The following is a 22434-nucleotide window of genomic DNA, read 5'->3' as shown; positions in this document are numbered from 1 at the left end:
GCAGGGTAAGCCGGCCCCTAAGGCGAGGCCGAAAGGCGTAGTCGATGGGAACCAGGTTAATATTCCTGGGCCAGGAGATGGTGACGGATCGCAGGTGTAGTTCCTCCTTATCGGATTGGAGGGGCTGCTGAGCGGTTCCTGGAAATAGCCCTCCACAAGACCGTACCCTAAACCGACACAGGTGGACTGGTAGAGAATACCAAGGCGCTTGAGAGAACCACATTTAAGGAACTCGGCAAAATACCTCCGTAAGTTCGCGAGAAGGAGGCCCGGTTGTCGCGCAAGCGGTGGCCGGGGGCACAAACCAGGGGGTGGCGACTGTTTACTAAAAACACAGGGCTCTGCGAAGCCGTAAGGCGACGTATAGGGTCTGACGCCTGCCCGGTGCCGGAAGGTTAAAAGGAGATGTGCAAGCATTGAATTGAAGCCCCGGTAAACGGCGGCCGTAACTATAACGGTCCTAAGGTAGCGAAATTCCTTGTCGGGTAAGTTCCGACCTGCACGAATGGCGTAACGACTTCCCCGCTGTCTCAAATGTGGACTCAGCGAAATTGAATTGTCTGTGAAGATGCAGACTTCCCGCGGTTAGACGGAAAGACCCCATGCACCTTTACTATAGCTTCGCACTGGCATCAGGATTGCGATGTGCAGGATAGGTGGTAGGCATTGAAACCGGGACGCCAGTTCCGGTGGAGCCATCCTTGAGATACCACCCTTCGCACTCTTGATGTCTAACCGCGGCCCGTTATCCGGGTCCGGGACCCTGCGTGGTGGGTAGTTTGACTGGGGCGGTCGCCTCCCAAAGAGTAACGGAGGCGCGCGAAGGTTGGCTCAGAGCGGTCGGAAATCGCTCGTTGAGTGCAATGGCAGAAGCCAGCCTGACTGCAAGACTGACAAGTCGAGCAGAGACGAAAGTCGGCCATAGTGATCCGGTGGTCCCGAGTGGAAGGGCCATCGCTCAACGGATAAAAGGTACGCTGGGGATAACAGGCTGATGATGCCCAAGAGTCCATATCGACGGCATCGTTTGGCACCTCGATGTCGGCTCATCTCATCCTGGGGCTGGAGCAGGTCCCAAGGGTACGGCTGTTCGCCGTTTAAAGAGGTACGTGAGCTGGGTTTAGAACGTCGTGAGACAGTTCGGTCCCTATCTGCCGTGGGTGTAGGATACTTGAGAGGAGTTGCCCCTAGTACGAGAGGACCGGGGTGAACGTTCCACTGGTGGACCAGTTGTCGTGCCAACGGCAGTGCTGGGTAGCTATGAACGGACAGGATAAACGCTGAAGGCATCTAAGCGTGAAGCCCCCCTCAAAACAAGGTATCCCTTGAGAGCCGTGGAAGACCACCACGTCGATAGGCCGGAGATGTAAGCGCAGCAATGCGTTCAGTTGACCGGTACTAATGGCTCGATTGGCTTGATTTGATCCGGAAGAAGACAGACCTTTGTTTGCCCAGGCAAGCAAGGCGTATCGCCTTCCTCCAAAAGCATCCTTGGACAAAATCATCCTTCGGGATAACGCCGATCTCGCTCCTTTTCCGGTCTGGTGGCCAAAGCACGAGCAAAACACCCGATCCCATCCCGAACTCGGCCGTTAAGTGCCGTCGCGCCAATGGTACTGCGTCTCAAGACGTGGGAGAGTAGGTCACCGCCAGACCTGAAAAGAAGCGAGACATCTCTCAAGACGACCAAAAGCAACGCAAAAGCGATGCAATCGGCGCGGGGTAGAGCAGCCCGGTAGCTCGTCAGGCTCATAACCTGAAGGTCACAGGTTCAAATCCTGTCCCCGCAACCAATAAAACACGCGATAACAAAGCCTTACGCCCCGCATTACCGCGGGGCTTTTTGCCGTTCCCCGACGACTCAACACCAACTCAACAAAAACGGGCTGCATGGGGAAACGGCGGCGAGACCGCGTCGCTGCAGGCGATTGACCCGGCTGACGGTAGGCGCATACTGGACAGATACCGACAAGCCGGGGTCCACCAGATGATCGAAGAAGAACCGAACATAGTCACGTCGGGCAAAAGCCAGCGTGTCATCATCGACGGCCATCCTTTCTCCATCGAAATCTACCGTGCTGAAACGGATCAGAACTGGATGCTTGAGGTCGTCGACCAGGATGGCACCAGCCACGTTTGGGACGATCAGTTCGCCTCCGACAAGGAGGCAAGAAACGCCGCTATCCAGGCAATCGAGGAAGAAGGCGCCGTCGCCTTCATGCGCGGTGATAATGTCATCCGGTTTCGGGGACGATGACGAGCGGCGCTGACACCGCCTGTCGACGTACGAACGGCCCAGAGCGGCCGCTCCAACCTTCATTGTCGAGCCACTGTAAGCGGACAGTTGGGCAAAGAGCAGGGAAGAGGTGTGATGGTTTGAATGCCTGTGATCAGCGTCGTGGAGGCCTCTGTCGGGATCGTCATTGTGCACTCGGCCTTTGTTGGCGTGCCTGCAGAGGGCAGGCGTCACCTGACCCACATGACTGATGATTTTTGCACCCGTTCCACGGCGCCTTCGATCACGATAGTCAGTCTGGCGTTGCCGGCCGGGGCGTGATCAGGCCGGCTCCAGACCACTTAGGTCCGGCGACGGTCCTGATGGGAAGCGGTGTCATGACCGTGCCATCGTAGGGGCTTGACGAAGCCAAGCAGGCTACACGCGCGATCACGCGCTCATAGCGGCCAGACTATGAGTAGGAGCGGGATGCTCACCGCGACCACCAGCACCTCCAGCGGCAGGCCCAGTCGCCAGTAGTCGCCAAAGCGGAACCCGCCGGGGCCCAGGATCAGAGTGTTGTTCTGGTGCCCGATCGGGGTCAGGAAAGCACAGGATGCGCCGATTGCCACCGCCATCAGATAGCTGTCGGAATTGACGCCCAGCGTGGCCGCGATGCCCATGGCAATCGGGCACAGCACGGCGGCAGTGGCCGCGTTGTTCATCACATCGGACAGGAACATCGTGGTGACCAGCACCACCGCCAGCGCCGCGATGGCATTGCCCTGCGCGACCGTGTCCACCAGCAGCCGCGCCAGCACATCGGCGGCACCCGTCACCTCCATCGCCCCCGCCACCGGCATCAGGGCGCCCAGAAGAACGATCACTGGCCAGTCGATCGCGGTATAGACCTGCCGCGGCGGCACGGTCCGCAGGAGCATCGACGCGATGACCCCCAGCGTGAAAGCCGCCGCCGCGGGCAGCAACCCGGCGGTGACGATCCCCACCGACCCCAGCATGATCGCCCCGGCGATGATGGCCAGGCGCGTGTCGGGGATGCGCAGATGGCGTTCCCCCAGCGGCACGCAGCCGGTGTCGTCGATGAAATCCGCCATCACCTCGGCTGGGCCCTGCATCAGCAGCAGGTCGCCCGATCTCAGGCTGATCGTCCGCAGCCGCGCCCGGGGCGGATGCCCCTCGCGCGAGACCGCCAGAAGGTTCAGACCATAGCGCGTGCGCAACCGCAGATCGCTGGCCGACCGCCCGACAATGCTCGATCCGGGCAGCACGGCCAGTTCGCGCAGGACGATATCCTCGTCCCGTCGAAGCTCTGGTTTATCCTCGCCACTCTCTGTGTCCGTCACCTTCGCCTCTGGCTCGTCCTCCTGCCTCTGGTCGCCCGAGGATGATCCCTGCTCCTCCAGCTTGATGCCCAAGGCCGACAGTGCCTTGGCTAGGGTTTCGACATTTGCCTCGAGGATCAGGATATCCTCCGCGCGGATGCGCCGTCCGCCGTGGGGGGCGGTCATGCGCACCTCGTTGCGCACCAAGCCCACGATCTGCGTCTCGCTGTTCTCGATCTCGTTTTCGAACTGGCGCAGGGTCATGCCGACCGCCTTGCTGCCCTCGGGCACGCGCACTTCGGTCAGATAGGTGCCGGTCTCGAACCCCTCGGCCCCCGCGGCCTTGCGCGCCGGAACAAGGCGCCAGCCCGCCAGCGCGACAAAGGCCACGCCCGCCACGGCCACTGCCACGCCTACGGGCGCAAAGTCGAACATGGAAAAGGGGCTGCCACCCGCCTCGGCGCGAAAGCCGGAAACGATCAGGTTGGGCGGCGTGCCGATCAGCGTCGTCATGCCGCCCAGGATGGTGCTGAAGGCCAGCGGCATCAGCACCTGGCCCGGCGTCAGGGCCAGCCGGCCAGACAACTGCACCGCAACCGGCATCAGCAGCGCCATGGCGCCTACGTTATTCATGAACCCCGACAGCAGCGCGCCTAGTCCCATCAGCGCCGCCATGCTGGTCAGCCGCCCCGCCCTGGCGGGCAGGACCGCGCGCGACAGCCAGTCCACGGCACCAGTATTCTGCAGGCCTTGGCTCAGGATCAGAACGCAGGCCACCGTGATCACTGCCGGGTGACCGAACCCGGAAAAGGCGTCTTCGGCGGGGACAAGCCCCGTCACGACGCAGGCCATCAGCGCCAGCAGCGCCACAATGTCATGGCGGAACTGCCCCCAAAGGAATAGGACCATCATGGTGGCCAGGATCGCAAAGACAAGGATCTGGGGCGTCGTCATCGGCAGGCTCCGGCAGCGGTATGATCGCGACAAGATCAGAGCGGGAGCGTGGCTTCAAAGGGTATTTTCCCGACAGGCCGCCGAGCCGGGCCCGCCGATTGTCCGGCACCGCGATAGTGCAGCGCCGGAAAGGGCCGGATCAGCGCGGCTCGTTCATCAGCCCGCGCACGACGGCATAGCAGGCCGCCAGCAGCACGAAGGTGAAGGGCAGGCCCGTGGACACCGCCATGGCCTGCAAGGCCGCAAGGCCCCCGCCCAGCAGCAGTGCGATGGCGACCGCGCCTTCGAAGCTGGCCCAGAACACGCGCTGGATGACCGGCGCATTGGTCTTGCCACCTGCCGCGATGGTGTCGATCACCAGCGAACCCGAGTCCGACGAGGTGATGAAGAATACCACCACCAGCACGATGCCGATGAAGGACGAAATGGCGGTCAACGGCAGTTGCGTCAGCATCTGGAACAGCTTCAGTTCCAGCGCAGCATCCTGCACAGCTGTATAGCCGTCATTGACAACCTGCCCGATGGCGGTGCCGCCCATCGCGGTCATCCACAGGACCGACAGCAATGTCGGCACGATCAGGACGGCGATCAGGAATTCTCGCACGGTGCGCCCACGGCTGACGCGGGCGATGAACATGCCCACGAAAGGCGACCAGCTGATCCACCAGGCCCAATAGAAGGCCGTCCAGCCTCCTGCAAAATTGGTGTCGTCGCGCCCGAAGGGCATCGACAGCGCTGGCAGGTGCCGGCCATAGGCCAGCAAGTTGTCAAAAAACCCGGTAAAGATTGCCAGTGTCGGCCCGGCCAGGATGATGAACAGCAACAGCAGCGCCGCGAGGCCCATATTTACCTCGGACAACACCTTCACCCCACCTTCAAGCCCCCGGATGATCGACACGATGGCCACCAGCGTGATCAAGATGATCAGCAGGATCAGCATCGAATTGCTCGTGCTCAGCCCGAACAGGAAGTTCAGCCCTGCCGCAGCCTGCTGTGCGCCGATCCCGAGTGAGGTTGCCAATCCGAAGACTGTCGCAAGCACCGCCAGAATGTCGATGATATGGCCGGGCCAGCCCCAGACACGTTCCCCAAAGATCGGGTAAAAGGCCGAACGCAGCGTCAGAGGCAAACCCTTGTTGTAACTGAAAAGGGCCAGCGCCAGCGCCACCACGGCATAGATCGCCCAAGGGTGCAGGCCCCAGTGGAAGATCGTGGCCGCCATGCCCAGCCGGCGTGCCTCGACCGCGTCACCCTCGGCCCCGTCCAGCGGCGCCCAGTCCGTGCGGGCGCCATCTTCACCGACCGAAACACCCCCAAAGGCCGCCGAATAATGCGACAGCGGTTCCGACACGCCATAGAACATCAGCCCGATGCCCATCCCGGCTGCGAACAGCATCGAAAACCAGCCGACATAGCCGAAATCGGGCGTCGCATCCGGCCCGCCCAGGCGGATCTTGCCCAAGGGCGACACGATCAGCCCCAGACAGACCAGCACGAAGATGTTGCCAGACAGCAGGAAGAACCAGCCGAGATTGCCGGTCAGCCAGTCGCGCAGGCCCACGAAGATCGGCTCGACATCGTTCTGAAAGGCAAGCGTCAGGAAGGTGAACATCATGATCGCGACGGCAGAGGCCGTGAACACGACCTTGTGGATGTCCAGTTCCAGCGCGACAGAGCCGCTGAAATTGTCCTGACCGATGTCATAATCGGTCTGAATGATCTCTGTCTCGCCTTCCGGTTCGGGAATCGGTTCGACCTCGGATGTGTCGGCCTGCGGATCCTGCGGGTCTTGAGTCATGGGCGTCCCTCATTCTTGGCGCTGACCATCTGGATCATGCGTCTTGCGTTCCGAACACGCGTGTATCCTGCGGCGCTGCATACCCTTGGGCAACAGCATAAAGCCCGGCACACGCATGCAAGATGATACCATCGGGCCCAATGCTGTAGACCACAGTTCCATCTATTCGGTGCCGGGCGGCTTTTTGGCCCATTCTTGGCGCATCGCTTTCCTTAATCCGCAATGCCCCGGGCAGAGACGTGCACAAAGCACGCTTTGGCGGAAAACGCAAGCCGAGGCATCCGGTTGTGCCCGCGCCAGCCGTCACCACGCCGTTGTCGAGCTGGCCGGATGTCCGGCTCGGCCATGTCCCTGTGCGGCTGTCTGGCGGTCGCAACGGCTGTCTGCTTGTGCCTAACGCAACCAGCGCGATCGCTTCACGCGGGCCGTCCGGTTTCCGCCCTTTATGACGTTCGGCGGTAGGATGACCTGCGGTATGTCTGGCACTGTCCAGGGGGCCCAACTGTGCCTGTTTTGATGCGCGACAGAGGTGGTCTGCTCATGCGACCATGCCCGCGCAGCGAATCCCTGCCGCTTTTTGAAACCGTGAAGCCGTGAACCGGGCCGGGCATGATGCTGTGGTCGAGGTGTTTGGCGCTTCCCGCAGGGCTGTGCCCGGCCCGGCTATCACCTGCAGGCCCGTGCCTGATCACGCAGTACGGCGTAATCGCTCATCATTCGTACCAGCACCGCACTTTCCGGCAGGGCCTCGACTTCGGCCGCGGCGCGGGTCTGCTCGGCGGTGCTGTATTCCACCACGGGCGGGCAGGGGGCGTTGTCAGAACTTTCCGTCGCGCAGCCGCTCAGCGAGAGCATCGCGATCATGAGGGCGGCGGCTGGCGGCATCGAGCATCCTTTGACGCGCATCATTGGTCCTTTCCAGATTTTCGAGGCGTTCGTTGGCGCGCCCGGCCTTCTCGCCGCTGCGCCGCGCGCCGAGGATGAACAGGATGGCGGCGGCGGCGATGGCCAGCCAGGACTTGAAGCGGGCCAGCATCACGAGGCCCGCCTGATCAGCCGGAACAGCACCCAGGCCCCGGCCATGACGATCAGCGCTGCCAGCGCGAAGGAGACCGGCCCGTCGCCCTGCAGCGTCCCGGTCAGCCCGGCAAGCGCGCCGCCCGCCGCTGTCAGCACTTCCGGCGTGACCAGCTTTTCGACCAGGGGCGGGACTGCGGCCTCGACCGTGCGCGACGAGACAAAACTGCCCTTCGACCACAGGCCGATCTCGGCCGCGCGGCGGTTGACCAGCCCGGTCATCTTCTTGCCGTCATTATAGACCCATCGCGCAAGCTGATCGGGCACGGCATCATGATCGCCGGCATTCAGCTTTCTGAGCAGGGTGGAACCAGCGAACTGCCCCTCGCCGATGTTGAAGACGAAGCTGGTCAGCGCCGCCCTTTGCCCATCGGTGAGCGGCACCTTGACCAGCCGGCGCAGGATATCCTCGGCCTCGCCCAGATCGTGCTCCAGCGCGGCCTCGGCCTGTGCCTCGGTGATCTTCAGGCCCTTGTGGACTGTCATGAAGCGGTCCGAGGTGTGCCCGTAACCGATGCTCCAGGGGGTGCCGTCCTTGCTGCCGGGATCGGGATAGGCCTCCAGCCGCAGGCCCTCCCAGCGCTTGACGTGTTCGATGGTTTCTTTCGCCACAGGCATGCTGTTCTCCAATGCAAAAACCCCGCGCGCTGGCGGGGTGGGTGGATGGTCGGGTTGGGCGTCGGTCAGTCGCGGGCGGGTCCGCTGCGTTCCAGCAGGCGTTTGATGTCGGCGCGCATCTCGCGCAGCATCTCGTTCTGTTCCTTGCGGGTCTCGGAAATCGCCTGGCGGTCGGCGTCGAGCTGCTTTTCCAGCCGCGCCACCTCGCGCAGGGCGGTCTTGCTGCTGCCCTCAAGCCGCACGAGCCAGATGCCAAGGCCGGTCGCCGCCATGATCGCGCCCCACCATTCGCGGATGGTATCCATGAAGTTCTCTCCCATGGGTTCAACCCGGCAGGCCGCAGGTCAGGTAATGGATGGCAATGCGCACCGCGCCGCCGGTGAAGCTGCCGCCATTGGCTGTCAGCCGCACGGGCGTGTCGGCATAGAAGGCCGTCGGCCCGATGACGCCGATATTGCTGCTGCCCACGGCCACACCGAGCGAACCGCCGAATTTCGAGGGCTCGCCGTTGATGCCGCAGTCGAAGGAGCTGGCCCCCAACACCGCGGTCACGGTCCGCACGGATACACCGAGAACGATGGCACGGTTGGGGATCACGATGGTCGAGTCCCGGCTGGCCCCGGAAAGGCCGGAGAGGGTTTCTTCCCGCACCGCCATGCCGGTGGTCGCGCCATTTGCCTCCCGCGCCACGGCGACCGAGGCTGCCTGCGCGATGAAGCCCATGGCATCCACAACCGGGATCCACGCCGATCCGGTCCAGACGATCGCCTGCGCCTCGTCCTCGATCCAGGCCATCCAGCCGGCGCTCGGCAGGATCCGCATCCAGGCGCCGTCGATCCAGTAGGCGATGCTGCGGTCCCAGCCAGCCCACGCGCCCGTCGCGCCACTGGCTGCGATATAGCGGTCGCCTTCGGCCGGACTTGCCGGCGGCGCGGTCAGATCGCGGTCGAGAACGGATAGCTGCACGATGCCGTCGAGCAGTCGTAGCGCCTCGTTCATGGTCACGTGCTTCTGGGCCTGCGCGGCCATGATGAACGGCAGCGCGAGATGCGCTGTGGTGTCAGGCATGGGTTGTCTCCTGTTTAGAACCAGAGGGTGGTGACGGGGGCCGCCCCGGCACCGAACGCCTGCCCGATCTGGGCAATGCGGATATCGAGGGACGCACCGGGGGCGAGCGGCGCGCCCCAATCAGCGCTCTGCTGCGCCGCGGTGTAGAGCGCGTTGGTGGTGGCAACTTGGAAGGATCTCTTGACGGTTGCCCCGTCGAGAATCTCGACCTGCCACGCCTCGCCAGCCTCGGACATGGGGATCTCGGCCGCATTCCAACTGTCGGCGGCGAGCGAGCGGTCACGCCTCACCCAGCTTATGGTCAGATCGCCCGGAACCCGCGCGCGCCGCCACGGCTGCGCGACATGCACGGGCGCGAACGGACGCAGGCCCGTGCCGCGGGGCGTGAAGGCTTGCGCCAGATAGCTGTCGTCGCTGACCGGGCGTGATGCGGGACCGATGCGCCAGTTCCACGGCAGTCCCATATCGGCCTCGTTCACCGGCAGCGGTGCCAGCGCTGCGTCCAGCACCACCACCCGCGCCCCTGCCGGTACCATGGCTGCCATGTCGGCATCCGTGCCGCGTTGACCACGCAGCAGGCGCGAGAGCCGATATCGGCCGGGGGCGATCAGTTCGGCGGCGCCGAATTGCAGGATCTCCCAGCCGCCGCCTGGCTGCGCGACGGCGAGCGCGTTCTCGCCAGCGAACAGGCGCAGGTCGGTGATGCTCTCGAGGGTGCCTGACAGCAGGTCGAGATAGACCGAGTTGCCGTAGTCGAACCGAGAGGTCGGGCCGGCATGGAGATCGGCCACCAGTTCGCCCATGCGCGCCCGGGTGCTGACTGTGGTCAGCAGTTCGAAGCCGGAAGCCTCGGGGCTGCGGAACACCGCCATCTGGCCCGGCCAGGGGCGGGCATGGGTGGCGATCAGCGGGTGGTGTGGCGCGACATCCTCGCGCAGTTGCGGCAGGTTCAGAAGCTCGACCAGCGGCGCACCGAACACGACCGGCCGGGCAAGCGCAGCCGGGCGAGGGCTTCCGGGCGGCAGGTCATAGGCATCCCGGTCCTGGCGGATGGTCTCGATGCTGCGGGCCTCGGCATCGGAAACCGTGAGGATGCGCATCTCGGCAAGCCGTCCGTCGTGATCCAGCGCGATGACATCGCCGGGATCCAGCGCCAGCATCGAGGGCGGCAGGCTGAAGGCTCCGGTCTCGCGGCCGATCCATGCCTCCATCAGCGCCCGGCGGCAGCGCCGGTCGGCTTCCTCGGGCGGCACCGCGACCGGGAAACTGTCGGAGGCGACGCGCGTGGCATCCACGGTGATGCGGCGGGATTCGACGGTGATGCCGTCATAATCCTCGTCCGCGCGCGCCACCTGCCATTTCAGGGCCTGCGGCAGTTCAGTCTCCTGGCCCCGGGTCAGTTCCATGACGTCGCCCGCGCCCGAGGATACCATGTCGTCCGGGGCGATGGTCGCCACCGGGGCGCTGCCGCGCATGACGAAGCGAATGCGCCCCTCGCTCTCGACGGCATCGAAGCCGAAATGCCGCGCCAGCATGGTGATCGAGGTGCGGGGCGATTCCAGCGCCGAGATCACATAGCCATCGACAGCGCCGGTCAGGCCCGAGACATCGATCCACGCCGAGGGCATGCCGGCGCGCAGGCAGAGGTGGCGCACCAGCGCCGCCAGCGACACCGCGCCCAGCCGCCCGGTCAGCCAGTGCCCCAGCCGCCAGTTGTCGCCATCCGCCCATATGTCCCCGAGTTGAGGGAAGAACGGATAAGGCCGGGCATCCCAGGTCCATGCCGCGCATTCCGCCACCTCGACCATGCGGCCGGCATATTCGGTGGAGACCGGGTTGTTTTCGGCGTCACCCCAGAACAGGTAGGTCGCTTCCAGATAGGCTCGCTGGACGGCATCGTCGCGCCAGCCGCGTGAGAACCAGGGCACGAAGGATTCCGAGGATTTCGGGTCATGAAACACGTTCGGCTGGTTGGGGCCGCGATCCACGGCCGGGCAACCGAGTTCGGTAAACCGGATCGGCTTCGACTGCGGCAGCCATGCGGTCAGGGACGCTGCGGGGATCCCGCCTGGGCGGTTGCGATGCGGGTTTGACCACCAGCCGCGGATGTCCTTGTAGCGGAAGATCCACGGCTCGGGTGCCACCGCGGGCAAGGTCGCGAAACTCGGGATCGCGCCCGACCATATGCTGAGATTGCTGACCAGCGCTCCCGGCCAGGGGAGTGCTGTCGTGACGGTGCTGGACCCCGACACCGGGCCGTTGGCAAGGCCATATCCTGCGCCGTTGTTGGCGGCCCATGTGCCGGATACGGACCCGCCGAAGCTTGCCGTGGCCGCGACATTCCCGTCGACAGCAAAGCCGATCTCGCCGCTTGCCATGTCGAACCATGCGACCAGATCGGCGGTCCTGCCAGCGAGCGAGGCGGCAGGGGTCGAGGCCGTCCTGGTCTGTCCGATGGCCGAGAAAATCTCGTGCAGGATCAACTGCCCGCCAGCCAGGCCGAAGAACATGCCGCTGCTCAGGTTGCCGATCTCGAAAACAATGCCGTCCGCGATCAGGGCCGGGAACTGGACCCGGCAGGATAGGGTGATGCTGACACTCCGATATGGCACCGTGGTGGTGAAACTGGTGCCGGGACTTTGGCTGATGCCGGGTGCTGCAACAGGCATCGCGGTGATGACCTTGCCGCCGGCGCCCGGTGTGATGCTGTCCTCGATCGGTGTGCGGTTCTGCGCGATCCGGTCGCCCTCGCTGGCATAGTACCAGTCGAAGCCCTCGCCGCCGGCAATGTTCGATTGCAGATAGGCGCGGTCGTAGATTGACGGCCATGCCAGCGCATCGAGATGCTCCCAGCCATCGCGCCAGTCGGAAAGCGGCATGTAATTGTCGATACCGATGAAATCGACATTGGCATCCGCCCAGAGCGGGTCGAGGTGGAAGAACACGTCGCCCGAGCCATCGCCCGGGTGGTGCCCGAAATACTCCGACCAATCGGCGGCATAGCTGATCTTAGTGCCCGGCCCGAGGATCGAGCGGACGGCAGCGGCCAGCGATTGCAACGCGGCAACCGCCGGATAGGTCGATGCCCCGGATCGGATCGAGGTCAGCCCGCGCATTTCGGATCCGATCAGGAAGGCATCAACCCCGCCCGCCGCCGCGCAGAGATGGGCGTAATGCAGGATCATGCGCCGGAAGCCCCAATCCGGCCCGTCGGTCCAGGTCACGCTGTCGCCGCTGACTGCGAAATCCGAGGGCTGGGCATTGCCGAAGAAGGCATCGACCTGCACCGCGGCGGCGGCGGTCTTGTCCACGGTCCCGGCGAAACCGGCCGCAGGTGAGCAGGTGATCCTGCCGCGCCACGGCAGCACCGACTGGCCGATGGCCGCGGCATAGTCGGACCAGGGATCCGGCAGGGTGTTGCCGGCCGGGACATCCATCATCAGGAACGGATAAAAGGTCACCTTGAGCCCGCGCGCCCTCATCTCGCGCATGGCCTGCAGCACCGAGAAATCCGCTGGCGTGCCACCATAGATCGGCCGCCCCTGATCGTCCTGACTGACCACCAGCGCATCGCCGCGGCTCACGCCGTTGACGCTCCAGGCAGGCGTGGTGTTCTTCTGCGCCATTTCGACCTTCGGGCGGATCGTGCAGCTTCCGGCGCGCAGATCGTCGCCGAACCAGGACACCACCAGCGAGGCGCTTTCGACCTTTGGCACCATGGCTTCCAGCCGGTCCAGCGAAACCACCATGTCGGCGGTTCCGGCCATGGCGTTGACATTCTCGGCCGCGCTGTCGCCGTCCCCGGCCTTGCGCACGATCTGGGTTGCGTAGGACCATTCTCCCGACGCCGGGATAATGGTGACCGCGGGCACCAGCCCCTCGGCGGTGTCGGCATCGTCCAGAGGCCGGAACACCTCGAAGGACAGTTGCGGCAGGCGGTTGCCGAAGCGCGCCAGCGGCAGTTCCTCGAACACCACATAGGCGGTGCCGCGATAGGCAGGCGTGTTCCCCACCCCCATCTTCGCCGCGATGAAGGGGTCTGGGGCCTGTGCCTCGCTGCCCGGATACCAGCGCCACGTCGCCTCACTGAGGTCCACGATCTCGCCATCAGCCCAGATGCGGCCAATGCCGGTGATCGTGCCTTCGCAGAGCGCGACCGCGAAACTGGCATAGTAGAGGTACTCGGTCGTGGTGACCTTCTGCCCGCCGCCTTTGCCGCCCCCCTGGCGGTGAACATTGGTTTCCTCGCGGAAGTCGGTCGCCCAGATGATATTGCCGCCGATGCGCATGCGGCCATAGAGGCGCGGGATCACCACCCCTTCGGTCGCCGAGGTTATGCGCAGGCTGTCCATGCGCTGGCCCTCGATGCGCTGGCCGGGCGTCAGGGACGAGACGATCCAGCTGTCGACCATCGAGCCGATGCCGGAGCCGATCATGCCGCCGATCGCAGCGCCGGAGAGGCCGAGGATCGTGCCGCCGAAGCCGCCGCCGATGGCGGTGCCGACCGCGCCGAGAAGGATGGTTGCCATGAGTCAGGTCTTCTTCTTGTGCAGGCCGGGCGCCGGGCGCGGGAACAGGAAGGCGAAGGCAATGCGCCGCCGCCATGCGATGGTGAGCGGTTCTTCGATCACCCCGAGCCGCTCATAGGAATGGACGAATGTGCCCTCGCCGGTCAGGATGCCGACATGCTTGACGATGGCGCCCGCGCGCATGCGGAACAGCACCACCGCGCCCGGCCCGGCCTCGGCCGGGTCGATGCGGATCATCACCCGGCCGGCATTCTCGGCCAGCACCTCGCGGCTGCCGATCTCGCCCCAGTCGCGGCTGTAGGGCGGCACCGGCAGCGTCTCGCTTCCGACCACTTCGCGCCAGATGCCGCGCGCCAGCCCGAGGCAGTCGCAGCCGACGCCCTTGACGCTGGCCTGATCGTGATAGGGCGTGCCGAGCCAGCCGCGCGCGGCGGCGATCACGGATCGGGCATCGGCGGGCCGGGCATCAGATGCTGCATACGGTGCAACAACTGCCGCGCCTCTCACAGCACCGCCCCCTCGTGCCCGCCATCCGCCGTGGCGTAGCGGACAACCGCGTCCTGGCCGGGGATATGCGGGAAGCCGCGGAAGTTGGCGATGTTGCTGAACTTGGCCGCGCAGGTCGCGCTGCGCTTGTCGCAGCCGGCGCGGATGGTGAAGGCATTGCCGCCCGCGACCGCGCGCACAGGCGCTTCCAGCAGGGTGATGGTGACCACGCCGGAGGCGATCTCGTGCAGCATCACTTCGGCCAGCCGACCGCTGTTCGGGCCGCTCGTCCATTCCAGATGACCGAAGCTGAACCAGCCGCTGGCGAAGCCACCGAGGCCGGAGGCGGTGAAGGCGCCGTCGCGGATCGGATCGACCACCGCGCCGGTGCCGCGATAAGCGGCGGCGGCAATGTTCACCCCGCAGCGGCTGTCGCCCAGTGCCGCATCGCAGGTGCCCTGATAGACCCGGCCGACCGTCTGACCCAGCACATGCGCCATGCTGCGCACCTCGGCGACGAAGGACATGCGCCCGCGCCGCAACTCGCCGATGGCGCCGCGCCGGATCAGTACCCGCTGGCCGAGGGCGTTCCAGTTCACCCGCCAGACCTCGACCAGTGCGTTGTCCCAGCGCCCGTCCAGAATATCGGTCTCGGTGATCCGGCCCGAGGTCAGCGCTCCCTGCGCATCCTGGGAATCCACCGACAGATCCGAGCCGGCCCGGATCTCGGATGCCGAAAGCCCGCTTTCCGGCTCATAGTCCGTGCCGCCGAAGGCAAGCGGGCAATCATGATCGGTAAAACCGAAGCTCTGGCCATCGGCGCGGGTGATCTTCCAGCACCAGGCCAGCGTGGTGGTGCCATCGTCCAGATGCGCCTGCAGGGCAGGGGACAGCGATTTCATCGGCGGATTTCCACGAGCGGGATGGAGGTGATCGAGCCGAGCCGCTCGATATCGAGGGTGACGTCGAGCGTGTCACTGTCGAAGCGGACGGGCACGTCGAATTCGAACCCCGCGCGGACGGTGACGCCAGCGGCGGGTGCGGTTCCGAATGTAACGACACCGGTCGTCGTATCGACCGACCAGCCGGAAAGCTGCTCGACGCCGCCCAGCGCCAGCCTGACGCTGCCTGCGACCGGCCTGGTGATCGAGCGGGTCCAGGACTGCGCCCCGGAGGCATACCGCTTCACAAGCTGGAACGCCGTTGCGGTTCCGTTGCCGGTCCCGAGCAACTGGTCCTGGTGCGTCACCACCGCCGATGGCTTGCAGGATTTATGATCGCCCCAATCCTTGAAGCGGAAGCCGTGCAGACGCCCGTTGCGGGCCTCGAAGAATTGCACCACGGCGTCGAGATCGTCGGCGCGGCGGATGCCATAGGAGACGTCATAGCGGCGGCGCGAGTTGGCCCAGCTGGCGTTGCGTTCCTCGTCGCCGGAGGCCAGTTCCACGATCTGCGTGCGCCGTTCCGGGCCGCCGCGCGCGCCGCGGCTGATATTGTCCGGGAACCGGATATCGTGAAAAGTCATTACATCCCTCTCCTTCCCATGGCGACGGCCCGCGCGATATCGGCCGAAATCTGTGCTCGCGACTGCCGGAAGCTTTCGGCATCGCGGGCGTTGATGTTGATGGTGACGCCGCCCCCGTAACCCGCCGCTTCGCGGCGCGAGAGCACCCGCTCGCCCTTCTGCAGGATCGCCGGCACCTCGTCCGAGCGCAGCCCGGCCCAGCCGCCGGAATGCATCCGGGGCGCATTGGCGAAGGCCATGGCCGAGACCATGCGAGACGGCGCTGCACCGCCGACCATGCCGCCGGCATGGAGGATCGGCACATTCAGCCCCGGCATGAAGCCCGACAGAATCCCGGCCAGCGGCCCGAGCAGGAACCGGCGCGCGCCCAGCTTCGCCATGTCGGCCAGCATCGAGGTCACGAGGTCGTGGAAGTTCAGCTTGCCGGTCTTCACGAACTCGCCGACCGCATTCTCGGCGCTCTGGAACGCTCCGACCAGCGCGTTGCCGATATCACCGCTGATGTCGCGGGCCTTCTGGGCATAGTCGGAGAGCGGGGCGATAACCGCATCCCAGCCCTGTTTCGCCTGTTCCGCGCCGTTTGTAGTGTCTTCGCCGGCTTTCTTGCCAGCCGCACCGACCCGGCCCGCAGCGCCACCGGCGCGATCCATGGCACCGGCAACCCGCTCGGCCGCGCCAGCGGCATCGTCCAGAGCGCTCGCGCCATCCTCGCCCGAGGCGGTGACTGCATCCTTCAGCGCCTGCCAGCTTTCCTGCGGCGCAACTGCCGCCGCGCCCAGCGCCTGTGCAGCGTCGAGATGGGCGGAGGCAGCCGCGGCGGCCTGATCGGCAAGATCGCCGAACAGATCCGGCGGTTCGATATATGTCCTGTCCCAGGCTGCGCTGAACGCCTCGGCGGCGGCGGAACCTGCATCAGATGCCGATCCCTCGAACGGGTTGTCGATGCGCCCGATGCTGAACGGGTCCAGAAGGCCGATCTGCGCCCCGCCTTCGCCGACAGCCCATTCCGGCAGCATGGCGAGGGCGGCGTTGATGCCGGAGATGAAACTGTTGATCCGGGTGACGACGCCGTTCAGCATCGCCTCGACCCCGGCGATCAACCCGTTCGCCGCCTTGAACGCCAGATCGCCAATGGCATCCGGCAGCAATGCCCAGATCGCCTTGATCGCCTCAAACCCGCCGTGCCAGACCGCAACATATCGGTCCACGGCGGTGACGCCCCCGGTCACGATCAGGTCGAGCACCGTGAACACATAGGCGCGATAGCCATCCCAGGCCGCATTGAGCAGCGCGAACGATGCCTGGAAGGCCAGGACGATGCGCTGGCCGACCTCCTTTGCGACATCGCCTAGCAGCTTGAACGCCGTGCCGATGCCGCCGACTGATTTGACCAGCGAGGAAAACTGGTAGATCAGCTCGCCCGCCGCCACGATCAGCGCGCCGATGCCGGTGCGGATCAGCGCCCCCCGCAGCACGGTCAGCGCCGTCGACAGCGAGAAACTCGCGACACGGGCGGCGACAAAAGCCGCCACCCAGCGCCCGGCCATGAAGCCGGCGAAGGCAATTGCGACCGAGGCGAGGCGTTCGATATTGTCCGCGACAAGGATCAGCACAGAGGCGACGGTGGAGGAGGCACCCAGAAGCTGATCCCAGCTGCCAACCAGTTGCAGCGCCGCATTGCCGATCAGCGTGAACGCGTCACCGATGGTGGCCGGCATGGAGTCCGCTTCCTCGCGCAGCAGCTCCAGATTGCCGACCAGCGCGGTGCGGATCACCTCGCCGGTGATCGCGCCCTGCGTTCCCATCACCCGCAGGCCGGAAACTGTGGTGCCGAGTTCCGCAGCCAGCAGTTCGGCCACCCGGCCGCCGGTCTGGATTACCGTGTTCAGGTTATCGCCAGACAGGCTGCCCAGCGCCATCGCCTTCGAGAGCGCGTTCTGGACCGAGGCCGCGCGCTCGGCCTTTGCGCCCGAGACCACCATGGCGTTGTTCAGCGCCTCGGTGAAATCGAGGCTCTCGGCGGTGGAAAGTCCGAGTTCGCGTAGGGCGGTGGCGTTCGAGAGCCAGCTTTCGGTCGTCTGCTCGATTCCCGAATATGTGCGCCGCGCCATCTGCGCGAGCCGGTCCATGACGGCGGCGCCCTTCTCCTGCGACCCGGTCGCCAGATCGACCCGCGAGCGCAGATCGGTCCAGGTATCGGCATATTGCGCGACCTGGCGGATGCTGAGCGCGCCAGCCGCGATACCGGCGAGGCGGCGCAACATGACGCCGGCCGTGTCCACCTCCTTCGACAGCTTCTGGAAGCTGGCGGCGCCAGCATTGCCGACGCCCTCCAGTTCCGCCCGGACCTGCCGGCCGTTCTCGGCCACCAGCCGGACGGATACTTTTTTCTCAGCCATCCTGGCGGCCTTCCTCGATCTTCTGGTTGGTCTGGCGGATCATTTCCGCCTCGATCACCGGCAGCAGTTCCACGACCGCCAGCGGTGCAATGCCAAGGGCGCGGCCCATTTCCAGCGCCGTGCCCATGTCCCAGCCCAGCACCGCGCCGGGGATCGCCCGGACCTGCCCGCTCAGCCTCCCGGCCAGATCCCAGACCTGCCAGCCCTCTTGCGTTTCGGGACTGTTCAGCCGGGCAGGGCAGTCGGGGCAGTGTCCGGGGCAGGCTGCGCAATATCGCTCGCCCCCGCCGAAATGCCATTCGGCGAGGGCGCGGAGCCGTTTTTTTCCGCATCCAGCACCAGATAGGGGCCCAGAACCTTTTCCTGGAAGGCCTCGAACACCGGCCAGATGTTCAAGAGCGCGTCGATGCCTTCGGGCGTCACCGGAAGGTCGATGCCCTCGGCGTCGCCGACGCCCGACCATTCGGTAATCACCATTCTGGCGACGGCCTGCGCCATGGCCACGGCCAGCACTTCCTTCGGCGCATCCGCGTCGAGGGTATCGAGGGAGACATCGGAGCGCGCGGCGGCCATGATGGATGTGGTGATCGGGGCGACCCGGATCATCAGCCCCGGCAGCAGATCGATCCAGCGCGGCTCGGTGGTCATGTTCAGTCGGATCATGGTTCAATATTCCTCGGTGTTGTTGACAAGGGTGATGGTTGCCATGCGCGCCGGGCTGGCGGCCTTCGCCGCCTGCCAGTCGAAGCTGGCCTGAATGCCCTGCGGCCCGCTGATCTCGACGCGGGGGCGCGGCAGATAGACGGCATGTGCGGTGAAGGTCAGGCTTTCGCCGCTGGTCAGGGTGTATGCGAATTCCAATTCGCACGGCCCGCCGGCGATGGCCTGGTTCATCAGCACCATATCGGCAAAGCGCAGCTCGATCTGGCCGGTCAGCGCGGCGATGGACGGGTCCGCACCGTCGATCATGCCGTCGGCACGAATGGTCTCGATCCGGTCGAGATTGTTGGCATAGGTGATCTGGGCCGAGATCACATTGCCCAGTGCTGTGCCATTGCGCGTGATGGCGCCGTTGAAATGCCCGAAGCGGATCAGGTCCAGATCAGCCAGCGTGCCGGCCTGCGAGGTGCTGACGACGGTCTCGCCCTGCGCCACAAGCTGGGCGCTGGCGGTCAACAGGCCGGAACGCTGCATGGTCCAGCTGAGCTGGTTGACCATGACGCCCGAATACATGGCAAAGCGCGGGATTTCCGGCATGGCGACCTCAACCGCCATGCTGGGCAGCGTCCAGTTGCCTGAGCGGAATTCATGCGTGTACGGCCCCGGCGCAGCGCCGGTGGTGGTCGGCGCCCCGAACGCCGCCTTCAGCCAGAAGCCGAACGCCTCGGCGTCGATCGGCACGGTCAGATCGCCATCGGCGGTGATCGCATCCTTGACCGGAGCCAGCGGATCGCGACCATAGCCCAGCAGCTCGGACGAGAGCAGCGGCTGCTCGGCGCTCAGTGTCGAGGAGGCGAAGGGCAGGCGGGTGAATCCGCTGGCCGGGGCGGTGCCATAAACAGTCTCGAACGCAGCCGCGAGTTGCGACCGCGCACCTTGGGCGCGTGCCATGATGGACTCCTCTCTATTAACTGATTTCTGGCGACGGACTTGCCATCAGGCCTCAACTCGGGGCATGGGCTGGCCATGAGTACGCGTCGCCAATTCCTGTTCATCGCCATTGCCACCCTGATCGGGTTTGTCTCACTGGCGCCGCCGGTGGTCGCCGATGCGACGCGCCCGGCCATTCTTGAGGCGCGGGTCAGCAAGATCATCGATGGCGATACATTCACGCTCAGCGGCCATTCGCGGCGCATCCGCGTCTGGGGTCTGGATGCACCGGAATGGAACCGTCCCGGTGGATCGGACGCCACGGCTGCATTGCGCGGGCTTATTTCGGGCAAGACCCTGCGTTGCCAGGTCCGCGATATCGACCGCTATGGTCGCTATGTCGGGCAGTGTTTCCTGCCCGATGGCCGCGATATCACCGCCGAGATGATCCAGATGGGCGTCGCCCGCGAATATTGCCGTTTCTCGCGCAACCATTACGGAAGTTGCTGATCGCAGCCCGCTGCTATTGCAATGGCGGCTTGACCAACGCGGCCAGTTTGGTGAGGCCCTTGGCGGTCACCCGCACCTGCTCGGTGACCTTTTCCGAACCATCGGCGCGCAAAACCGTGGTGATCCTGTGCTCGAGCAGGCTGGTCGCGGTCTTGCTGTGGTAGCCGAGAAAGCTCGCGCCGCCCGGGCGCTTGTAGATCCAGCCATTTTCCTGCAGCCAGAGAAACAGGTCTTTCGGGCGCATCTGCAGAAGCTTGGCGGCGTTGGTGATGCAGAATGACCCATCCGCCTGCGCGATCCGGTCCAGCTTCTCCTGTGCGGGCAGCAGCGCCTGCACTTTCTCCTGAAGCTGCTCGTTCTTCTCGTTGTAGCTGAGCAGCAGCGCGCGCAACTGCGCCGGATCGTTGAGGTCGATTGCCGATGAGCGGTTTCGCAGATCGTGCTCGAGCGCATTGAAGGCGGCGATATAACGCAGCTTCCATTTCAGGGCCTTGGCGCCGGTAAAACCCATGGCCAACAGCGTGAAGCCGTCACGGGTCATGTCGAACGCCCGCGACGGGATCGGTGCGCCGCCACTGGGGTTTTCGCGCTCATGGACCGTCTGCGCAAAAATGGGCAGACGGTCGTAGGCGCCCGTGTGCCCCGGCGCGGCGCCCTGCAGAGGATCCCTGACCAATGCCGGCTCCTGCTCGATCAGGTTGTCGATTGCCCGCGTCACGTCCCGGTGGTTCTTTCCAAAGAAGGCAGCAACGTCCCGGCTGCTGGCAAAAACCTCTCCCTCCCTCTCGAACACGACCGGCTGGGGTGGGGTTTCGATCGCAAGACTGGTGCTCATTTCTTTCTCCTGATGTTCGATTCGGGCCGGGGATTCGGCCTGAATCAGACAGGCACATCCGCCCAACCGGCGGCGCGGCGCGGACCGGCGCGGCAAGGCCGGATTCCGCGCCGGTCTTGCTTTGTTCGCATCTCAACCCAGCGGATCGTTGCTGGTGTAATGCAGGGTGAGGATCAGCACCGCCGCCTTGATGGACGGGGCGCCCTCGACCGCCAGATCGGCAGGTTCGGGCGCGTCGGTCTCGATCCAGTCGCAAAGCCCGCCCAGTGTCCGGTCGGCGGCGATCACTTGCCCGACCCGTTCAGCCAGCGCGTCAAACGCCAGCTCCAGACCGGAGGATCCGCGAATGAAGACCTCGATCTCGGCCCGGTGCTGCCAGTGATAGCGCAGCGGCGAGAGGGTCACTTCCGCCTCGCCCGGCGTTCCGTCGCGCAGGATCAGCAGCCCGGCGGCGGGGATGCGCTCAGGCAGGACCTCATTGCGTTGCACAACGACGCCGCCGATGCCCTGCAGGAGGGTGAACAGGGACGACAGAACCTCTTCGCGCCTGGTGGTCATGTGCGTTCCCAACGAGAGACGATTGCGCCCGGCAGGGATGCCAGAGCGGCATTGGCCGGCTTTTCAAGATCCAGCCGCTTCTTCAGCCTGACCTGCGGCACCAGCAGAAAGATCGGCACCGAGGCGAGGCCGCGCCCGGTTCTGGACCGGGACACGGCCGCCCGACCGTGCTTGGTCAGCCGCGCCTCGGCGACCAGCAGGCTGGGGCCGGTTCGGCGATAGACGAAGATCAGCCGCAGCCCGGTGCGCGCCTCCCATTCGCCCGGCGTCGGGCGCTTGCCGCTGCGGCTCTTTCCGGCTGCCTCAAGCGGGATCGCCAGCCAGAACCCGCCCTTTGAGCGGATCAGCGGCCCGGTGTCATGGGCGTTCACGATCACCGGGGCGCGGGTCCAGACCATCGACGCGGCATTCATGCTGTGCCGCCCCTTGGGCCAGATCTCCGAGCGGATGGTCCGGGCCAGCCGCTGGCCGAGGCCCGCGCTGGTGATCTGCCCCCGCCATGCGTCCTTGAGCGCGATCCCGGCATCGCGGATCCCGAAATGCACCGCCTTCTCGCCGGCCTTGACCTCATCGGCCATCAGCCTGGCGATATTGGTGATGTCCGCGCGCAGCTTCATACGGGCCTCAGATCGAGGGTCACGACCAGCCGTTCGCGGTCGCGGATCGGCTCGCCCTGCACCTCGAAGGTCTCGACGCCGATCACGATGCGGTCGCCGGGCTGGATCGACGGGGTTTCAGCCGCCATCACATCGATGCGGAGGGTTTCCGACCAGATGCGCGCGCCGCCATAGCTGGTCACCTCGTCAGGTGCCTTGCGGATGGCGCGAATGGTGCTGCCGGGCGGAACCCCGCCCGGCAACCATGTCGCGTCCACCGCCATGTGGGGATCGGTGAAGATCCGGGTCACGGCGGCGGCAAAGGCATTCATG

The 22434-nt window shown here is 65.3% G+C and carries 19 protein-coding genes, 1 tRNA gene, 2 rRNA genes and 2 pseudogenes (1 of these 24 only partly in view); 5 read left to right on the top strand and 19 right to left on the bottom strand.

Annotation, left to right across the window (positions count from 1 at the left end; all coding sequences use genetic code 11):
* From JCM7685_RS00790 to JCM7685_RS00775, 4 genes are all read left to right on the top strand, one after another.
* A 23S ribosomal RNA gene (locus JCM7685_RS00790) occupies positions 1 to 1423 on the top strand; it begins 1408 nt to the left of the window's first position.
* 117 nt (positions 1424 to 1540) lie between these two features.
* Positions 1541 to 1655: ribosomal RNA gene (rrf, locus tag JCM7685_RS00785) — 5S ribosomal RNA — on the top strand.
* Between the two features lie 61 nt (positions 1656 to 1716).
* Positions 1717 to 1793: transfer RNA gene (locus tag JCM7685_RS00780), tRNA-Met, on the top strand.
* Positions 1794 to 1987: 194 nt separating this feature from the next.
* The gene (locus JCM7685_RS00775) at positions 1988 to 2257 is read left to right on the top strand and encodes a hypothetical protein (RefSeq protein ID WP_074971067.1); all 270 of its coding nucleotides are present in this window, start codon (positions 1988 to 1990) and stop codon (positions 2255 to 2257) included.
* A gap of 416 nt (positions 2258 to 2673) precedes the next feature.
* On the opposite strand, the gene JCM7685_RS00770 is transcribed toward JCM7685_RS00775, so the two are convergent.
* The 15 genes and pseudogenes from JCM7685_RS00770 to JCM7685_RS00695 all read right to left on the bottom strand — a co-directional run bounded on the left by JCM7685_RS00770 (position 2674) and on the right by JCM7685_RS00695 (position 19623).
* Positions 2674 to 4512 (bottom strand): SLC13 family permease, encoded by a 1839-nt coding sequence (locus tag JCM7685_RS00770; protein WP_068767514.1) that lies wholly within the window; start codon positions 4510 to 4512, stop codon positions 2674 to 2676.
* A 139-nt stretch (positions 4513 to 4651) separates the two neighbouring features.
* Complete coding sequence (locus JCM7685_RS00765) at positions 4652 to 6310, bottom strand: BCCT family transporter (protein ID WP_074971069.1); 1659 nt, start codon at positions 6308 to 6310, stop codon at positions 4652 to 4654.
* Between the two features lie 817 nt (positions 6311 to 7127).
* Positions 7128 to 7346 (bottom strand): hypothetical protein, encoded by a 219-nt coding sequence (locus JCM7685_RS00755; protein WP_043132454.1) that lies wholly within the window; start codon positions 7344 to 7346, stop codon positions 7128 to 7130.
* A complete protein-coding gene (locus JCM7685_RS00750) occupies positions 7346 to 8005 on the bottom strand; it encodes a lysozyme (RefSeq protein WP_074971073.1) in 660 nt (219 codons plus the stop codon). The genes JCM7685_RS00755 and JCM7685_RS00750 overlap by 1 nt, the downstream gene beginning before the upstream one ends.
* Before the next feature lie 65 nt (positions 8006 to 8070).
* Complete coding sequence (locus tag JCM7685_RS00745; protein ID WP_074971075.1) at positions 8071 to 8310, bottom strand: hypothetical protein; 240 nt, start codon at positions 8308 to 8310, stop codon at positions 8071 to 8073.
* A 19-nt stretch (positions 8311 to 8329) separates the two neighbouring features.
* Positions 8330 to 9073, bottom strand: a complete 744-nt coding sequence (locus JCM7685_RS00740; protein ID WP_074971077.1) for a DUF2793 domain-containing protein — start codon at positions 9071 to 9073, stop codon at positions 8330 to 8332.
* A gap of 14 nt (positions 9074 to 9087) precedes the next feature.
* Positions 9088 to 11214: pseudogene (locus JCM7685_RS20885) on the bottom strand (baseplate multidomain protein megatron); the annotation flags it as partial.
* A 567-nt stretch (positions 11215 to 11781) separates the two neighbouring features.
* Positions 11782 to 13602: pseudogene (locus tag JCM7685_RS20880) on the bottom strand (baseplate multidomain protein megatron); the annotation flags it as partial.
* A gap of 3 nt (positions 13603 to 13605) precedes the next feature.
* Positions 13606 to 14043, bottom strand: coding sequence for an NlpC/P60 family protein (locus JCM7685_RS00725; protein ID WP_100526003.1), 438 nt, complete (start codon positions 14041 to 14043; stop codon positions 13606 to 13608).
* 62 nt (positions 14044 to 14105) lie between these two features.
* On the bottom strand, positions 14106 to 14990 hold the full coding sequence (locus JCM7685_RS00720; RefSeq protein ID WP_074971081.1) for a DUF2163 domain-containing protein: 885 nt from the start codon (positions 14988 to 14990) through the stop codon (positions 14106 to 14108).
* Positions 14987 to 15613, bottom strand: coding sequence for a DUF2460 domain-containing protein (locus tag JCM7685_RS00715; RefSeq protein WP_074971084.1), 627 nt, complete (start codon positions 15611 to 15613; stop codon positions 14987 to 14989). The genes JCM7685_RS00720 and JCM7685_RS00715 overlap by 4 nt, the downstream gene beginning before the upstream one ends.
* Positions 15613 to 18012: a tape measure protein gene (locus JCM7685_RS00710; protein ID WP_100526002.1), complete on the bottom strand. Its 2400-nt coding sequence runs from the start codon at positions 18010 to 18012 to the stop codon at positions 15613 to 15615. Before JCM7685_RS00710 ends, JCM7685_RS00715 begins: the two co-directional genes overlap by 1 nt.
* Positions 18005 to 18154, bottom strand: a complete 150-nt coding sequence (locus JCM7685_RS20115; RefSeq protein ID WP_231555245.1) for a DUF7697 family protein — start codon at positions 18152 to 18154, stop codon at positions 18005 to 18007. The genes JCM7685_RS00710 and JCM7685_RS20115 overlap by 8 nt, the downstream gene beginning before the upstream one ends.
* Before the next feature lie 83 nt (positions 18155 to 18237).
* On the bottom strand, positions 18238 to 18675 hold the full coding sequence (locus JCM7685_RS00700; RefSeq protein ID WP_100525998.1) for a hypothetical protein: 438 nt from the start codon (positions 18673 to 18675) through the stop codon (positions 18238 to 18240).
* A 3-nt stretch (positions 18676 to 18678) separates the two neighbouring features.
* A complete protein-coding gene (locus tag JCM7685_RS00695; protein ID WP_100526001.1) occupies positions 18679 to 19623 on the bottom strand; it encodes a phage tail tube protein in 945 nt (314 codons plus the stop codon).
* A gap of 39 nt (positions 19624 to 19662) precedes the next feature.
* On the opposite strand from JCM7685_RS00695, the gene JCM7685_RS00690 reads away from it, so the two are divergent.
* Complete coding sequence (locus JCM7685_RS00690) at positions 19663 to 20112, top strand: thermonuclease family protein (protein WP_139218121.1); 450 nt, start codon at positions 19663 to 19665, stop codon at positions 20110 to 20112.
* Positions 20113 to 20125: 13 nt separating this feature from the next.
* Here the strand turns inward: JCM7685_RS00690 and JCM7685_RS00685 are convergent, their stop codons facing one another.
* From JCM7685_RS00685 to JCM7685_RS00670, 4 genes are all read right to left on the bottom strand, one after another.
* Positions 20126 to 20947, bottom strand: coding sequence for a phage antirepressor KilAC domain-containing protein (locus JCM7685_RS00685; protein ID WP_074969897.1), 822 nt, complete (start codon positions 20945 to 20947; stop codon positions 20126 to 20128).
* A gap of 132 nt (positions 20948 to 21079) precedes the next feature.
* Positions 21080 to 21505 carry an acyl-CoA transferase gene (locus tag JCM7685_RS00680; protein ID WP_074969898.1) on the bottom strand — a complete coding sequence of 142 codons (426 nt, stop codon included), beginning with the start codon at positions 21503 to 21505 and terminating at the stop codon, positions 21080 to 21082.
* Positions 21502 to 22122: a DUF6441 family protein gene (locus tag JCM7685_RS00675; RefSeq protein WP_074969900.1), complete on the bottom strand. Its 621-nt coding sequence runs from the start codon at positions 22120 to 22122 to the stop codon at positions 21502 to 21504. The genes JCM7685_RS00680 and JCM7685_RS00675 overlap by 4 nt, the downstream gene beginning before the upstream one ends.
* Positions 22119 to 22433 carry a head-tail joining protein gene (locus tag JCM7685_RS00670; protein WP_074969902.1) on the bottom strand — a complete coding sequence of 105 codons (315 nt, stop codon included), beginning with the start codon at positions 22431 to 22433 and terminating at the stop codon, positions 22119 to 22121. Before JCM7685_RS00670 ends, JCM7685_RS00675 begins: the two co-directional genes overlap by 4 nt.
* Position 22434 lies beyond the last annotated feature (1 nt).

Source organism: Paracoccus aminovorans (assembly GCF_900005615.1).
Classification (GTDB): domain Bacteria; phylum Pseudomonadota; class Alphaproteobacteria; order Rhodobacterales; family Rhodobacteraceae; genus Paracoccus; species Paracoccus aminovorans.
Note: the sequence above shows the minus strand (reverse complement) of the source record. Positions and strands in the feature narration are given on the sequence as shown.

Excerpts from the sequence above, each read along its gene's own strand:
- JCM7685_RS00740 (WP_074971077.1), bottom strand. The coding sequence starts at position 9,073 with ATGCCTGACACCACAGCGCATCTCGCGCTGCCGTTCATCATGGCCGCG.
- JCM7685_RS00755 (WP_043132454.1), bottom strand. The coding sequence starts at position 7,346 with ATGCTGGCCCGCTTCAAGTCCTGGCTGGCCATCGCCGCCGCCGCCATC.
- JCM7685_RS00770 (WP_068767514.1), bottom strand. The coding sequence starts at position 4,512 with ATGACGACGCCCCAGATCCTTGTCTTTGCGATCCTGGCCACCATGATG.
- JCM7685_RS00765 (WP_074971069.1), bottom strand. The coding sequence starts at position 6,310 with ATGACTCAAGACCCGCAGGATCCGCAGGCCGACACATCCGAGGTCGAA.
- JCM7685_RS00710 (WP_100526002.1), bottom strand. The coding sequence starts at position 18,012 with ATGGCTGAGAAAAAAGTATCCGTCCGGCTGGTGGCCGAGAACGGCCGG.
- JCM7685_RS00750 (WP_074971073.1), bottom strand. The coding sequence starts at position 8,005 with ATGCCTGTGGCGAAAGAAACCATCGAACACGTCAAGCGCTGGGAGGGC.
- JCM7685_RS00745 (WP_074971075.1), bottom strand. The coding sequence starts at position 8,310 with ATGGATACCATCCGCGAATGGTGGGGCGCGATCATGGCGGCGACCGGC.
- JCM7685_RS00775 (WP_074971067.1), top strand. The coding sequence starts at position 1,988 with ATGATCGAAGAAGAACCGAACATAGTCACGTCGGGCAAAAGCCAGCGT.
- JCM7685_RS00670 (WP_074969902.1), bottom strand. The coding sequence starts at position 22,433 with ATGAATGCCTTTGCCGCCGCCGTGACCCGGATCTTCACCGATCCCCAC.
- JCM7685_RS00695 (WP_100526001.1), bottom strand. The coding sequence starts at position 19,623 with ATGGCACGCGCCCAAGGTGCGCGGTCGCAACTCGCGGCTGCGTTCGAG.
- JCM7685_RS00675 (WP_074969900.1), bottom strand. The coding sequence starts at position 22,122 with ATGAAGCTGCGCGCGGACATCACCAATATCGCCAGGCTGATGGCCGAT.
- JCM7685_RS00680 (WP_074969898.1), bottom strand. The coding sequence starts at position 21,505 with ATGACCACCAGGCGCGAAGAGGTTCTGTCGTCCCTGTTCACCCTCCTG.
- JCM7685_RS00715 (WP_074971084.1), bottom strand. The coding sequence starts at position 15,613 with ATGACTTTTCACGATATCCGGTTCCCGGACAATATCAGCCGCGGCGCG.
- JCM7685_RS00685 (WP_074969897.1), bottom strand. The coding sequence starts at position 20,947 with ATGAGCACCAGTCTTGCGATCGAAACCCCACCCCAGCCGGTCGTGTTC.
- JCM7685_RS00700 (WP_100525998.1), bottom strand. The coding sequence starts at position 18,675 with ATGATCCGACTGAACATGACCACCGAGCCGCGCTGGATCGATCTGCTG.
- JCM7685_RS00720 (WP_074971081.1), bottom strand. The coding sequence starts at position 14,990 with ATGAAATCGCTGTCCCCTGCCCTGCAGGCGCATCTGGACGATGGCACC.